This window comes from Anoxybacillus gonensis (genome assembly GCF_001187595.1).
Taxonomy (GTDB): Bacteria; Bacillota; Bacilli; order Bacillales; family Anoxybacillaceae; genus Anoxybacillus; species Anoxybacillus gonensis.
In genome coordinates this window covers 1,879,001-1,892,073 of the sequence record NZ_CP012152.1, presented here as the reverse complement: position 1 = coordinate 1,892,073, position 13,073 = coordinate 1,879,001, and the positions used below count along the sequence as shown (strand labels likewise).

Below are 13,073 nucleotides of genomic sequence, written 5' to 3'. Positions count from 1 at the left end.
TCCTCTTGACAAATAAAAAAACACTTGACTTAATTATCAATATGTAGTATGGATTTTGTGAAAAAACATACTACATATTGATTTTTTTATTGATTATTGTTGTCGATATATGGTAGTTTAATGTAGTAAGATTATGTTGGAAGAGGAGAGGTAAACATGACGGTTGCGTTTTCTGAAAAAATGACGGTGAATGTGGACAAGTTGAATGAAGACATTCGCCTATTTCCACAAGTGCACCCGATTACTCCTGAGATGCACATTACATATAAGGGTGTGTCGCGTTTAGTGATGCTTGATCGCTATTCGTTTAAAGATACGGAAAAGTTGACGCTAAGCGTCGGGGATTTTGTCGTTTTAACAGTAAAAGAAGATCCAAAGTTTCCGGCGCGTGGGCTTGGGTTTATTGTCGAGTTGGATTGGGAGAGTAAAAAAGCACACGTGCTTGTGGAAGAAGAATATCGCCATGTGCTAGAAGGGGACGAGGCGAAAACAGGCATTGTCGTTCGTTCTCTTGATGTTATTGAAAAACCATTAGAAATTTATTATGAGCAAATTGCAAAGCGTAACGCAACCGGGCTAGCCGCTGTTGAGCAAACGGAAGAAAAACGGCAAGAGTGGTTCGAAAAGTTTTATGAACAGCTCGTCAGCCTAAATTTCGTTCCAGCAGGGCGTGTATTATATGGAGCAGGTTCTGGAACAGAAGTGACGTACTTCAACTGCTACGTCATGCCATTTGTCAAAGACTCGCGTGAAGGTATTTCTGAACATCGCAAACAAGTGATGGAAATTATGAGCCGCGGTGGCGGTGTCGGAACGAACGGTTCCACCCTTCGCCCACGCAATACACTCGCGCGCGGAGTAAATGGAAAATCGTCCGGTTCAGTGTCATGGCTTGACGACATTGCAAAACTGACCCATCTTGTCGAACAAGGTGGAAGTCGCAGGGGCGCTCAAATGATTATGTTGGCCGATTGGCACCCGGACATTATTGAATTCATTATTTCGAAAATGCAAAATCCACGCATTTTGCGCTATTTGCTTGAAAATACAGAAGATGAAGGCATTCAAAAAGCAGCGAAAGAAAAATTAAAGTTTACACCGCTTACTGAACAAGAGCGCGCGATGTATCAAGGAATTGTTAACTACAAAAACATCCCAGGATACGGCGGCTTTTCAGAAAAAATTATTAAAGACGCGGAAGAAAAGTTGCGGACAGGCGGAACGTATAGCGTGCACAATCCGGACTTTTTAACAGGGGCGAACATTTCCGTTTGCTTAACGAAAGAGTTTATGCAGGCAGTAGAAAACGATGAAGAATACGAATTGCGCTTCCCTGATGTTGAAACGTACTCGGAAGAAGAAATGCGCATCTACAACGAAAAATGGCACGAAGTCGGCGATGTGCGTGAATGGGAGAAGATGGGCTATCGCGTTCGCGTCTACCGGAAAATTCGCGCGCGCGAGCTATGGAAGCTCATTAACATTTGTGCAACGTATTCCGCCGAACCGGGCATTTTCTTTATCGACAACGCCAACGATATGACGAACGCAAGAGCGTACGGACAAAAAGTAGTCGCAACAAATCCGTGTGGTGAACAACCACTCGCACCTTATTCTGTGTGTAATTTAGCTGCAATTAATTTGGCGAATATGGTCGATAAAGAAAAGAAAGTTGTGGATTATGAAAAATTAAAGCGGACGGTTGAAGTCGGTGTCCGCATGCAAGATAACGTTATTGACGCAACTCCGTACTTCCTTGAGGAAAATAAAAAACAAGCGCTTGGGGAGCGACGCGTCGGTCTTGGCGTCATGGGACTGGCGGATTTGCTGATTTATTGCGAAAAAGAGTACGGTTCGGAAGAAGGAAATCAGTTAGTTGACGAGCTGTTTAAAACAATTGCGACAACGGCGTATCGTGCGTCGATTGAGCTTGCGAAAGAAAAAGGAAGCTTTCCGTTTTTAGTTGGTGAAACAGAAGAAGAAACGATGAAATTGCGTGAAGCGTTTATTCACACCGGTTATATGAAAAAAATGCCGGACGATATTCGCCAAGATATTTTAAAATACGGCATTCGCAACTCGCATTTATTAACGGTTGCTCCGACTGGATCCACAGGGACCATGATCGGCGTGTCCACAGGACTTGAACCATATTTTTCCTTCTCTTATTATCGAAGCGGCCGTCTAGGCAAGTTTATTGAAGTGAAGGCGGATATCGTTCAAGAATATTTAGATAAACATCCAGAAGCAGATCCGAACAACTTGCCGCATTGGTTTGTAACCGCCATGGATTTATCGCCAGAAGCGCATGCGGATGTACAATGCATTATTCAACGTTGGGTCGATTCAAGCCTTTCGAAAACGGTGAATGCCCCGCGCGGCTATACGGTTGAGCAAGTACAAAAAGTGTACGAGCGGTTATGGCGAGGCGGTGCAAAAGGTGGAACAGTCTATGTCGACGGTAGCCGCGATGCGCAAGTATTAACATTAAAAGCGGAAGAACATGCGGTCGAAGAGCAGCTAGAGCTTCTGCCAGAAGAACCGAAAAAACGGGTTGTTGCGCTTGTTGAAACGATTCCAGATTTACGCGCAACGGACGTCACGATCGGTTCGGAAGTTGGAAACATTTGTCCAGTATGCCGTGAAGGAACGGTTGAAGAAATCGGCGGCTGCAACACGTGCACAAGTTGCGGTGCCCAGTTAAAATGTGGTTTATAATGTAAAAAGGGACGGGAAACCCCGTTCCTTATTTTATTATGAACAATAACAAAAATTGTATTTCATCACCTCATACGAATAAACCATACTAACATTGAGGTGATTGTATGAAGCCATTTATTCCTCAGCTTGTTTATTTTGAGCCTGAAGCGCTTCATTATCCGCTCGGCAAAGAGTTATATGAAAAATTTAAACATATGCATATCGACATTCGCGAAACGACATCGCACAACCAAGTGCGCGGCATTCCGGGAGATAACGAGCTTCAACAATATCGCAATGCAAAATCAACGCTTGTTGTTGGTGTTCGGCGCACGTTAAAATTTGATACGTCTAAACCATCGGCAGAATATGCGATTCCTCTTGCGACGGGATGTATGGGGCATTGTCATTATTGTTATTTACAGACGACGCTTGGAAGCAAGCCTTACATTCGTGTGTACGTCAATCTGGATGATATTTTTGCTCAAGCGAAAGCATACATTGATGAGCGCGCTCCAGAAATTACGCGCTTTGAAGCGGCTTGTACGTCCGATATTGTCGGCATCGATCATTTGACGCATGCTTTAAAAAAAACGATTGAATTTATTGGAGCGACGGAATACGGCCGACTTCGTTTCGTCACAAAATATGAACATGTGGATCATTTGCTTGATGCAAAGCATCATGGAAAAACACGCTTTCGTTTTAGCGTCAATTCACGGTATGTTATTCAAAACTTTGAACCGGGGACGTCCTCGTTTGACGCACGGCTAGAGGCGGCGCGAAAAGTGGCGCATGCTGGCTATCCGCTCGGATTTATCGTCGCTCCGATTTATATGCATGACGGTTGGGAAGAAGGATATTTTGAACTGTTTGAACGACTGAACACAAACTTGCAAGGCATCGACTTAACGAATTTAACGTTTGAATTAATTCAACATCGCTTCACTAAACCAGCGAAAACGGTTATTCAAAAACGATATCCGAAAACGAAGCTTGACCTTGATGAAACGAAACGAAAATATAAATGGGGACGATACGGCATTGGAAAATATGTGTATCGAGATGAAGAGGCGAATCGGCTAAATGACACGATTCGCTCCTATATTGCGCAATTTTTTCCCGAAGCGACGATTGAATATTTTACGTAAATAGTTGTCATGCTTGGTAAACATGTTATAATCATAATGATTGCGGATGTTTGTTTAGGAGGGGAACGTATGCCAACACCAAGCATGGAAGATTATATTGAACAAATTTATATATTGATCGAAGAAAAAGGATACGCTCGTGTATCAGATATTGCTGAAGCGTTATCTGTTCATCCCTCCTCTGTGACAAAAATGGTTCAAAAGCTTGATAAAGACGAATATTTAGTATATGAAAAATATCGCGGTCTTGTGCTCACTCCAAAAGGAAAAAAAATCGGGAAACGACTCGTGTATCGCCATGAGTTGCTTGAACAATTTATGCGTCTCATTGGTGTAGATGAAGAAAACATTTATCGCGATGTTGAGGGAATCGAACATCATTTAAGCTGGAATGCAATTGACCGCATCGGTGACTTAGTACAATACTTTGAGGAAGATCGGTCACGTCTTGAAGCGCTTCGCAACATTCAAAAGCAAAACGAGCAAGAACAGGCATAAACGCTTGTTCTTTTTTGTTTTTTTATGCTCAATCTCTCCCATTTTTCATACATATATGGCGAGGGAGGGAAGGGCATGGAGATTGACGGTGTATTTTCAGGCGGAGGGGTCAAAGGTTTTGCGTTAATCGGGGCATATGAGGCGATCGAGGAAAAAGGTTTTCGTTTTAAGCGGCTTGCTGGTACGAGCGCAGGAGCGCTCATTGCTTCGTTTATTGCAGCGGGATTTACAAGCAAGGAAATCGTAGACATGATGGAAGAGATGAATTTAATGGACTTTCTCGATGAGCGACATACAATCATTCCGTATGCATGGTTAAAATGGCTCGTCCTTTATTGGAAAATGGGGTTATATAAAGGAGAAAAACTTGAACGATGGATCGCTGAGCAGTTAAGTAAAAAAGGCGTGTACACGTTTGCTGATTTGCCACATGAACGATTGCGCGTCGTCGCTTCCGATTTAACGAATGGGACGATGCTTATTTTGCCAGATGATTTGCCGAAATACGGCATTGATCCTCTCCGCTTTTCCGTCGCAAAAGCAGTAAGAATGAGCGTCGGTATTCCTTATTTTTTTGAGCCTGTACGGTTAAAGACGGACGAAGGGAAGCATATTGTCGTTGATGGTGGCTTACTAAGCAATTTCCCGATTTTTTTATTTGATGAAGAACGGAAAAAACGACCTGTTCTAGGCATCAAACTAAGCGCAAGACAGGCGCAAAAAGCCAAAAAGAAAATTAATAATGCCATTGATTTGTATGAAGCGTTGTTTCAAACGATGCGCGAGGCGCACGATGAACGGTACATTTCACGCCGCCATGAAAAAAACATCGTTTTCCTTCCTGTCAAACATGTCGTTGCCACCGATTTCTCAGTGACGGACGAAGAAAAAAAGAAGCTCATTTCGTTTGGAAAAGAGCGGACAGAACAATTTTTAAAAACGTGGACGTATTAAAAGAAAAAAATCGGGTTAAAAAGAGGCCCGATTTTTTTTCTTTCCTTTTTTCCCTTCAATGACTGTTAAGTGAGTGGCGTGCTTTTTCTTTAAAGCGGTTGGGCGCGGTTGTTTTTTCGACGTCGGCTTCGTTTTTTGATGGTGGAGTTTTTTCGATTGTTTTACCGCTTTTTGATATGAACGACTAAAGCTTTGTTTTTGTATCCATTTATATATGCCATAAAAGACAGCTGCGACCAATCCGATGAGAAACACTTGTTTTAACAACTGCATCGGATCGTTCCATAGACGATAAGAAAAACCAAAAATAGCGAACACAATAAGCAAAGTGACAAGCGGGAATGGGCGCCGACGCAATCGATCCACCTCCTTTATCGTTACACCACTTCTTCTTGCTGTTTCGTCGCTTCTCCCTCTAACTCAAGCAAACGTTGAAATGATGCGATAGCTACTTCCACTTGATCGTCAGTCGGTTCTTTCGTTGTTAATAGTTGTAGCCATAAACCAGGGTAGCCAAACCAACGCAACACAGGAACATGTCGTAACGCGTTTGTTATTTGTAATACTTCAAAAGATAATCCTAATACAACTGGAATGAGCGCTAGTCTGTTTAGCACGCGCACCCAAAGCGGTTCGGTCGGGACGAACATGTAAACGAATACGCCGATGATGACAGTAAATAAAATGAAGCTGCTCCCACAACGATAATGAAGACGAGACTGTTGTTGTACATGTTCAACCGTCAACGGTAAACCATTTTCGTAGGCATTAATTACTTTATGTTCCGCTCCGTGATATTGAAACAATCGTTTAACAAGTGGCGTAAGCGAAATAAAGTAAATATAACCTAAAAGTAAAAGAAGTTTAAAACATCCTTCTACAAGTATTTGTGCTGTATTCGATGGGAAAATCGGTCTCGTTAATTCAGCCAAAAATACAGGAATAAGGGTAAAAATAAATTTGCCGAATAGAAACGATAATACCCCAATGAGCGCAACACCTAAAATCATCGTCCATTTGGACGGAGGTTCAGCTTGCAACGTTTCATCTTCGGTCGGATCGAGGTCGTATCGTTCGCTTGAAAATTGTAAATGTTTCGATCCGTTTGCGCTTGCTTGAATAATGGCAAAAATGCCGCGAAGAAACGGGATTTTTTTAAATGAAGCAAGCGTTTTGTTTGTTTCGCGTGGAACGTGAAAATACTCAATCGAGCCGTCTTTGCGGCGAATAGCTGTGACAGAATGATGGCGTCCAGCAAACATGACTCCTTCAATGACCGCTTGCCCACCATATACGTTTTTGCTCATAAGAAGACACCAACCTATTTTCTTTTTTCTTATATTCTACAAGAAAACGATAAAAACCTCTAGGTCGATGTATTGTTTGCATTTGTATTGTTGCCAAAAATGAGAAACGATACACATGAGATCCAACATTTTGGACAAGATAAAAAAGGAGGTGATGACTGTGCAAACAAAAACGAAACAAGATGCACAACTTGAACAAAACAAAAGAGAAAAACCAATGCCCGTTTTAGCAAAAGTCGCGCTGATCGGTTTTATTGGGGGCGTGTTTTGGAGCTTCCTTGCATATTGTGCTTATTTTTTTCATTTTACAGAAGTAGCGCCAAATTTCATTTTGCAGCCGTGGGCGATCGGTGATTGGAAAAACGGAGCGCTCGGTCAGGCAATTGCCATTTTGTTCATTGGCCTTGCTTCTGTCATTGCTGCGCTTGTATACTATGCTTTTTTAAAAAATCGTCAAGGCATTTGGCCGGGAGTTGCTTTCGGCATCGGGTTATGGGTGCTTGTTTTTTACGTATTAAATCCGATTTTTCCTCAATTAAAAGCTGTTCCACAACTTGAGCGAAATACAGTTGTAACGATGGTATGCTTTTACATTTTATATGGGATGTTCATCGGTTATTCCATTTCGTTTGAAGTTGCAGAGATGAGGCGACAAAAACAGGTCGATGTGGTAAAATAACCATATGTATTTTCATCAGTAAAGGGGGGAGAGGGGGAATGGTTCGATTCCTCCTTTTAAACGGTCCGAACTTAAATCGTCTCGGTATGAGGGAGCCACACATTTATGGGCATACGACACTTGCTCAACTAGAAAAACAGTTAACGGAATTTGCTAGTGAATATGGGGCGGAGTTAACGTGCTATCAAAGCAATTATGAAGGGGCGTTAATTGACCAAATTCATCGGGCGGAATCGTTATATGACGGGATCATTTTCAATCCTGGGGCGTTTACGCATTACAGCTATGCGTTGCGGGATGCGATCGCAAGCGTACAGACACCAGTCATTGAAGTACATATTTCAAACATTCATGCAAGAGAGGCGTTTCGTCACCAATCTGTTTTAGCTCCGGTGACAGCTGGGCAAATTGTCGGACTAGGTATAAACGGATATCGGTTGGCGATTTTAGCGTTGCTCGATATGGTTGAAGGGAAGGGGAAATAGCATTGGATAAAGTACAAAAACTTCGCGCACAATTTGCTGAGCACGGCATTGATGGATTTCTTATTACAAACGAATATAACCGTCGCTATATGACAAATTTTACAGGAACAGCTGGTGTCGCTTTAATTAGTGAAACAGATGCCGTATTTATTACAGATTTTCGTTATGTCGAACAAGCGACGAGACAAATTGAAGGATATGAAATTGTGCAACATACGCAAACGCTCATTGAAGAAGTGGCAAAACAAGTTGAGCGATTAGGCATTCAAAAGCTTGGATTTGAGCAAGACGATCTTTCATATGCAACGTTCTCATCATACGAAAAAGCGCTCAAAACAACGCTTATTCCGGTTTCCGGTGCGGTTGAAAAGTTACGCTTGATTAAGTCGGAAGCAGAGATTAAGATATTAAAGGAAGCAGCCGAGATTGCCGATGCCGCCTTTCGTCATATTCTCGATTTTATTCGCCCAGGTGTCCGTGAAATAGACGTGGCAAATGAGCTAGAATTTTTTATGCGCAAACAAGGGGCGACAAGTTCATCATTTGACATCATCGTTGCATCCGGTGTGCGCTCAGCGTTGCCACATGGGGTAGCGACAGAGAAAGTAATTGAAAAAGGCGAGTTCGTCACGCTTGATTTTGGCGCATATTATAAAGGGTACTGCTCCGACATCACGAGAACCGTTGCGGTTGGCGAAGTAAGCGATGAGTTAAAGCGCATATACGATGTCGTGTTACAAGCCCAGCTTCGTGGTGTCGAACATATTCGTGCAGGAATGACAGGGCGAGAGGCAGATGCGCTCACACGCGATTACATTTCTGCTTGCGGATTTGGTGAGTATTTTGGGCATTCCACAGGTCATGGACTCGGCATGGAAGTGCACGAAATGCCGGCGTTGTCGATGCGTTCGGATACGGTGCTACAGCCGGGGATGGTTGTGACGGTCGAACCAGGCATTTACATAGCAGGATTAGGCGGTGTTCGCATTGAAGATGACATCGTTATTACAGAAAACGGCAATGAGCGGCTCACTCTTTCACCAAAAGATCTCATTACTTTATAGACGTAGGAGGAAATGAACATGATTTCAGTAAACGATTTTCGTACAGGCTTAACGATTGAAGTTGACGGTGACATTTGGCGTGTCATTGAATTCCAACATGTGAAACCAGGAAAAGGAGCGGCGTTCGTTCGTTCAAAACTTCGCAACTTGCGCACTGGTGCGATTCAAGAAAAGACGTTCCGCGCGGGTGAAAAAGTAAACAAAGCACAAATCGACAACCGTAAAATGCAATATTTATATGCAAACGGCGATCAACATGTATTCATGGATATGGAATCGTATGAGCAAATCGAACTTCCTGCAAAACAAATTGAGCACGAATTAAAGTTTTTAAAAGAAAACATGGAAGTATTTATTATGATGTATCAAGGCGAAACAATTGGGGTTGAGTTGCCAAACACAGTTGAGTTAAAAGTTGTTGAAACAGAGCCAGGCATTAAAGGGGATACAGCATCTGGCGGTTCAAAACCAGCAACGTTAGAAACGGGCCTTGTCGTTCAAGTTCCGTTCTTCGTCAACGAAGGCGACGTACTAATCATTAACACAACAGACGGCACATACGTATCACGCGCATAATGGAAAATCGTCCTGCAAAAAGCAGGGCGATTTTTTTTGGCAACACATTTCCTGATGAATTTTTCCTTTCTATTACTTCTGAATTCGCTTGTTTCAGCATACGTTGTACTAGCACCGTTGTACAAGGAGGATGCGATGAAAATTGATGCAACTGTTTGGACGATGGCGAGTTTACGTTTTTTATCTGCAGCCATTGAATTATGTGCAGCGATTGTCATGTTATCGCTCAATGATGTAAAAAAGGCGATTGCCGTCAATACATTGCTTGCCGTCGTTGGCCCAACCATTTTTTTAGTCGTTATGATGATTGGTCTTGTTGCGGTGGCAAACGAGCTGTCATTGTTTAAGCTCGTATGGATTGGTGCAGGAGTCATATGTATATTCATAGGCATATATGTCGTGAAGTAAAGGAGGGAAGAGGATGCAAGCGGTTTTTGACATGTTGCCTAAAGGGATCGTTCATGCGATTCAATCATTGCCTATCGCTTCTCAATTGACGATTGAAGAAATTCGTATTCGCATCGAACGACCGCTTGAAGTCATTGCAGGCGGGAGGTCGTACATATGTCCGCATGTTGTACAAATGGAAGAAGGGATGGAACTATTAAATAAATTAAGCCAATATTCTCTCTACACAATCGAAGAAGAGTTAAAAAAAGGATACATTACTATTCAAGGTGGACATCGCGTCGGTTTAGCTGGAAAAGTGATTGTAGAAGATGGAAAAGTAAAAGCGATTCGACATATTACGTCATTTAACATCCGAATGGCCCGGCAACAAATCGGCATGGCTGCTCCCCTTCTCCCTTATTTATACGACGGTCGGTGGCTTAATACGATGATCATTGGTGCACCTCAAACAGGAAAAACAACGCTCCTTCGAGATATTGCACGCATCGTCAGCAGCGGAGTGACAGAGCGGCATATTGCTCCTCGAAAAGTTGGCATCGTCGATGAACGATCAGAAATTGCCGGCTGTGTCAAAGGCATTCCACAATTTACATTCGGCTGCCGCGTCGATGTGCTCGATGCATGCCCGAAAGCGGAAGGAATGATGATGATGATCCGTTCGATGAGCCCGGATGTTTTAATTGTTGATGAAATTGGAAGTGAAGCGGATTGTACGGCCATTTTGGAAGCGGTTCATGCAGGAGTTGGTTTATTTATGACAGCGCACGGTCGCCATATGGCAGACATCGTGAAACGTCCAGCGCTACGTCCAATTATGGAACAAGCTATATTTGAACGATTTGTTGAGTTAACAAATGTCGGACGTCCAGGAACGATTCAAGCGATTCGCGATTCACATGGGCGCGATATATATCGAAAGATGGGCGTGATGTGAATGAAATGGATTGGGGCGATATGTATTATATTAGCAACGACATGGTCAGGATTTGAAGCGTCGCGACTTTTACGAGAGCGCACAAAACAGTTGCGCCAGTTAAAAATGGCATTGCAGTCGCTTGAAGCAGAAATTATGTACGGGCATACGCCGTTAATAGACGCTTCCCTTCGACTGTCCCAGCAACTATCGCGACCGTTATCATGGTTGTTTGAATCGTTTGCGCATAAGTTGCAAAAAGGGACGATGAACGCTCGGCAAGCGTGGGAAGAAAGCTTGCACGAAGTATGGAAAATGACCGCCTTAAAAGAAGGAGAGTTTGAAATTATGAAACAGTTTGGCGAAACGCTTGGACAGTACGATCATGAAATTCAACAAAATTACATTCGTTTAACGATGGTGCATTTAGAGCGAGAAGAAGGAGATGCCATGGAAAAACAGCAACGGTATGAAAAAATGATGAAAAGTTTAGGAGTATTAACCGGCATTCTCATCGTGCTTTTACTCATATAGAGGAGGACATTCAAAATGGGCGTTGACGTAGATTTAATTTTTCGTATTGCTGGCGTAGGGATTGTCGTTGCTTTTTTGCATACCGTTTTAGAAGGGTTTGGAAAAAAGGAATATGCTCAATGGGTGACGCTGCTAGGATTTATTTATATTTTGTTTTTAGTTATTTCGATTGTCCAAGATTTATTTCAAAAAATTAAATCTGTTTTTTTGTTTCAAAGTTAGGAGGGAGTACCCATTGATATTTTACAAATTGTTGGGCTTGGGCTTATCGCAACGTTTTTAGTAACGATTTTAAACGAACATAAGTCGAATATTTCACTTTTGCTGACCGTTTTTGTCGGAACAGTTATTTTTTTATTTTTAATTGATCGCATTCAAGACATTTTTCGCATGGTACAAACGTTAGCAAATGAAGCGCACGTTCAAACGGTATACGTCGAAACGATTTTAAAAATTATTGGTATCGCTTATATTGCTGAGTTTGGTGCGCAAATTTCTAAAGATGCCGGGCAAGGAGCGATTGCTGGAAAAATTGAACTAGGTGGAAAAATTTTAATTTTAGCCATGGCCATCCCAATTTTAACAGCTCTTATTGAAACAATTTTAAGCTTTCTTCCGATGAAGGGGTGATGAGATGAGGCGCGCTCCCATTTTATTTTTCTTTCTCCTTTTTTTCTTGCCTTCCGTTGTACAAGCATCACCGCCAACAAATGAATTAGTCAAACAACAAGCTGAACAAGTTGGGGTTGAATCCATTAAACAATATTGGGATCATATCGTTCAACAGTATGGAGGGTTATTGCCTGAAAGTCAAAAAGGATCTTTTTGGCAGTTTATAAATGGCGAAAAACAATTATCGCTCAGCGAATGGCTGCAGGCGTTTATGAAATTTTTATTGTACGAGCTAATGGCAAATGGAAAATTGCTTGGTACACTCATTTTATTAACGGTATTTAGTTTATTTTTACAGTCGCTACAAAATGCGTTTTCACATCATGCTGTCAGCAAAGTCGCTCATGCGGTTGTTTATATGGTGTTGATGATTATTGCACTAAACAGTTTTCATGTTGCTGTTACGTATGTGAAAGAAGCCATTCAGACGATGACGAGTTTTATGATCGCCCTTTTACCGATTTTGCTTGCGCTTATGGCGTCATCAGGTGGTGTAGTATCTGTAGCTTTTTTTCATCCGATTGTCTTGTTTTTTATGAATATCACAGGAACGATCATTGAACATTTTTCACTACCGCTTTTGTTTTTAGCAACGATTTTAAGCATTGTTAGTTTATTAAGCGAACATTATAAAGTAACGAAATTAGCAGATTTGTTGCGCAACATTAGCATCGGTTCACTTGGTGTGATGCTCACCATTTTTTTCGGTGTATTGTCTATCAAGGGAGCAACAACAGCTATTGCCGACGGGATAGCGATACGAGCAGCTAAATTTGTGGCAGGAAACTTTATTCCGATTATCGGGCGAATGTTTACGGACGCGGCAGATACGGTCGTGACCGCTTCCGTCCTATTAAAAAATACAGTTGGCTTGTTCGGTGTCACTTTATTACTTCTTATTGCAGCGTTTCCAGCGATCAAAATTTTAGTCATCGCTCTCATTTATCAACTAGCTGCTGCGATATTGCAACCGATGGGGGGAGGTATCGTCATTTCCTGCTTGAGTGTAATTAGCAAAAGCATGATGTATGTACTCACCGCCCTTTTGATCGTATCGCTTATGTTTTTTTTAAGCATGACGGTTATTATTGCAGCAGGAAATTTAACGATGATGGTTCGCTGAAAGGAG

The 13,073-nt window shown here is 42.2% G+C and carries 16 protein-coding genes; 14 read left to right on the top strand and 2 right to left on the bottom strand.

Features of this window, described 5'->3' with window-relative positions:
* Nucleotides 1–156: 156 nt before the first annotated feature.
* The 4 genes from AFK25_RS09935 (at nt 157) to AFK25_RS09920 (ending at nt 5,303) form a co-directional block, all read left to right on the top strand.
* Nucleotides 157–2,718 (top strand): vitamin B12-dependent ribonucleotide reductase, encoded by a 2,562-nt coding sequence (locus tag AFK25_RS09935; protein WP_035066786.1) that lies wholly within the window; start codon nt 157–159, stop codon nt 2,716–2,718.
* Between the two features lie 107 nt (nt 2,719–2,825).
* Complete coding sequence (splB, locus tag AFK25_RS09930; protein WP_009373922.1) at nt 2,826–3,851, top strand: spore photoproduct lyase; 1,026 nt, start codon at nt 2,826–2,828, stop codon at nt 3,849–3,851.
* 69 nt (nt 3,852–3,920) lie between these two features.
* Nucleotides 3,921–4,349, top strand: coding sequence for a transcriptional regulator MntR (gene mntR, locus AFK25_RS09925; RefSeq protein WP_009373920.1), 429 nt, complete (start codon nt 3,921–3,923; stop codon nt 4,347–4,349).
* Between the two features lie 75 nt (nt 4,350–4,424).
* Nucleotides 4,425–5,303 carry a patatin-like phospholipase family protein gene (locus tag AFK25_RS09920; protein ID WP_006317991.1) on the top strand — a complete coding sequence of 293 codons (879 nt, stop codon included), beginning with the start codon at nt 4,425–4,427 and terminating at the stop codon, nt 5,301–5,303.
* Between the two features lie 15 nt (nt 5,304–5,318).
* Here AFK25_RS09920 and AFK25_RS09915 read toward each other — a convergent pair whose 3' ends face one another.
* Together AFK25_RS09915 and AFK25_RS09910 are read right to left on the bottom strand one after the other, a co-directional pair.
* The gene (locus AFK25_RS09915) at nt 5,319–5,660 is read right to left on the bottom strand and encodes an SA1362 family protein (RefSeq protein WP_035066788.1); all 342 of its coding nucleotides are present in this window, start codon (nt 5,658–5,660) and stop codon (nt 5,319–5,321) included.
* A 20-nt stretch (nt 5,661–5,680) separates the two neighbouring features.
* Nucleotides 5,681–6,610, bottom strand: a complete 930-nt coding sequence (locus tag AFK25_RS09910) for a DUF1385 domain-containing protein (protein WP_009373916.1) — start codon at nt 6,608–6,610, stop codon at nt 5,681–5,683.
* A gap of 115 nt (nt 6,611–6,725) precedes the next feature.
* Here AFK25_RS09910 and AFK25_RS09905 point away from each other — a divergent pair, with 115 nt between their 5' ends.
* The 10 genes from AFK25_RS09905 (at nt 6,726) to spoIIIAE (ending at nt 13,067) form a co-directional block, all read left to right on the top strand.
* Nucleotides 6,726–7,289, top strand: coding sequence for a YqhR family membrane protein (locus AFK25_RS09905; protein WP_019416943.1), 564 nt, complete (start codon nt 6,726–6,728; stop codon nt 7,287–7,289).
* Nucleotides 7,290–7,327: 38 nt separating this feature from the next.
* Complete coding sequence (gene aroQ, locus AFK25_RS09900) at nt 7,328–7,774, top strand: type II 3-dehydroquinate dehydratase (RefSeq protein WP_009373912.1); 447 nt, start codon at nt 7,328–7,330, stop codon at nt 7,772–7,774.
* Between the two features lie 2 nt (nt 7,775–7,776).
* Nucleotides 7,777–8,838 (top strand): M24 family metallopeptidase, encoded by a 1,062-nt coding sequence (locus tag AFK25_RS09895; protein ID WP_019416944.1) that lies wholly within the window; start codon nt 7,777–7,779, stop codon nt 8,836–8,838.
* 18 nt (nt 8,839–8,856) lie between these two features.
* Nucleotides 8,857–9,414 (top strand): elongation factor P, encoded by a 558-nt coding sequence (efp, locus tag AFK25_RS09890; RefSeq protein WP_004889583.1) that lies wholly within the window; start codon nt 8,857–8,859, stop codon nt 9,412–9,414.
* A gap of 135 nt (nt 9,415–9,549) precedes the next feature.
* Entirely contained in the window at nt 9,550–9,822 is a 273-nt protein-coding gene (locus tag AFK25_RS09885; protein ID WP_009373908.1) for a YqhV family protein, read from the top strand.
* Nucleotides 9,823–9,835: 13 nt separating this feature from the next.
* Nucleotides 9,836–10,759 (top strand): stage III sporulation protein AA, encoded by a 924-nt coding sequence (gene spoIIIAA, locus AFK25_RS09880; protein WP_035066790.1) that lies wholly within the window; start codon nt 9,836–9,838, stop codon nt 10,757–10,759.
* The gene (gene spoIIIAB, locus AFK25_RS09875) at nt 10,760–11,272 is read left to right on the top strand and encodes a stage III sporulation protein SpoIIIAB (RefSeq protein ID WP_019416946.1); all 513 of its coding nucleotides are present in this window, start codon (nt 10,760–10,762) and stop codon (nt 11,270–11,272) included. It begins immediately after the preceding gene.
* A 15-nt stretch (nt 11,273–11,287) separates the two neighbouring features.
* A complete protein-coding gene (spoIIIAC, locus tag AFK25_RS09870; protein ID WP_004889589.1) occupies nt 11,288–11,494 on the top strand; it encodes a stage III sporulation protein AC in 207 nt (68 codons plus the stop codon).
* A gap of 18 nt (nt 11,495–11,512) precedes the next feature.
* The gene (gene spoIIIAD / locus AFK25_RS09865; RefSeq protein ID WP_026011550.1) at nt 11,513–11,902 is read left to right on the top strand and encodes a stage III sporulation protein AD; all 390 of its coding nucleotides are present in this window, start codon (nt 11,513–11,515) and stop codon (nt 11,900–11,902) included.
* 4 nt (nt 11,903–11,906) lie between these two features.
* The gene (gene spoIIIAE / locus AFK25_RS09860) at nt 11,907–13,067 is read left to right on the top strand and encodes a stage III sporulation protein AE (RefSeq protein WP_019416947.1); all 1,161 of its coding nucleotides are present in this window, start codon (nt 11,907–11,909) and stop codon (nt 13,065–13,067) included.
* The last annotated feature ends 6 nt before the right edge of the window (nt 13,068–13,073 follow it).

What these genes read in the sequence shown, in the direction of transcription:
- AFK25_RS09935 (WP_035066786.1), top strand. Translation starts at nt 157, where the DNA reads ATGACGGTTGCGTTTTCTGAAAAAATGACGGTGAATGTGGACAAGTTG.
- splB (WP_009373922.1), top strand. Translation starts at nt 2,826, where the DNA reads ATGAAGCCATTTATTCCTCAGCTTGTTTATTTTGAGCCTGAAGCGCTT.
- mntR (WP_009373920.1), top strand. Translation starts at nt 3,921, where the DNA reads ATGCCAACACCAAGCATGGAAGATTATATTGAACAAATTTATATATTG.
- AFK25_RS09920 (WP_006317991.1), top strand. Translation starts at nt 4,425, where the DNA reads ATGGAGATTGACGGTGTATTTTCAGGCGGAGGGGTCAAAGGTTTTGCG.
- AFK25_RS09910 (WP_009373916.1), bottom strand. Translation starts at nt 6,610, where the DNA reads ATGAGCAAAAACGTATATGGTGGGCAAGCGGTCATTGAAGGAGTCATG.
- AFK25_RS09905 (WP_019416943.1), top strand. Translation starts at nt 6,726, where the DNA reads ATGAGATCCAACATTTTGGACAAGATAAAAAAGGAGGTGATGACTGTG.
- aroQ (WP_009373912.1), top strand. Translation starts at nt 7,328, where the DNA reads ATGGTTCGATTCCTCCTTTTAAACGGTCCGAACTTAAATCGTCTCGGT.
- efp (WP_004889583.1), top strand. Translation starts at nt 8,857, where the DNA reads ATGATTTCAGTAAACGATTTTCGTACAGGCTTAACGATTGAAGTTGAC.
- AFK25_RS09885 (WP_009373908.1), top strand. Translation starts at nt 9,550, where the DNA reads ATGAAAATTGATGCAACTGTTTGGACGATGGCGAGTTTACGTTTTTTA.
- spoIIIAA (WP_035066790.1), top strand. Translation starts at nt 9,836, where the DNA reads ATGCAAGCGGTTTTTGACATGTTGCCTAAAGGGATCGTTCATGCGATT.
- spoIIIAB (WP_019416946.1), top strand. Translation starts at nt 10,760, where the DNA reads ATGAAATGGATTGGGGCGATATGTATTATATTAGCAACGACATGGTCA.
- spoIIIAC (WP_004889589.1), top strand. Translation starts at nt 11,288, where the DNA reads ATGGGCGTTGACGTAGATTTAATTTTTCGTATTGCTGGCGTAGGGATT.
- spoIIIAE (WP_019416947.1), top strand. Translation starts at nt 11,907, where the DNA reads ATGAGGCGCGCTCCCATTTTATTTTTCTTTCTCCTTTTTTTCTTGCCT.